This is a genomic window from Neisseria sp. P0009.S007, from assembly GCF_051962515.1.
Window position 1 is genome coordinate 1 of the sequence record NZ_JBQCVF010001075.1, and the last position, 278, is coordinate 278.

The 278-nt window shown below is 49.3% G+C and carries 1 pseudogene; it reads right to left on the bottom strand.

Going from position 1 to position 278, the window contains the following annotated elements:
* Nucleotides 1-278 (bottom strand): annotated as a pseudogene (locus ACTHS3_RS17805) (hypothetical protein); the annotation flags it as partial.

Below are 278 nucleotides of genomic sequence, written 5' to 3' on the forward strand. Positions count from 1 at the left end.
TCAGCATACTGCGCCCTGTCTTGATGTTGCGGCAAACGCGCTTCCATGCCTCGGCTTCCCGCCCTTCCGCCCAATCAAGTGCGGCAGGTTTTCTACCGTATTTCACGAATTGCAGTTTTGGAAGCGGTTTATTAGCAATACCATAATCATCATTAGGCCAATCTCTTGAAACAAAAATATCGTAGTCGGCAAGCCTGTCTACATTGGCTAACAGTTCGGCGTATTTTTCCACCACAGCTTTCGATTTCGGCAAGTCGGCACGCACTTCAGCCAAGCAC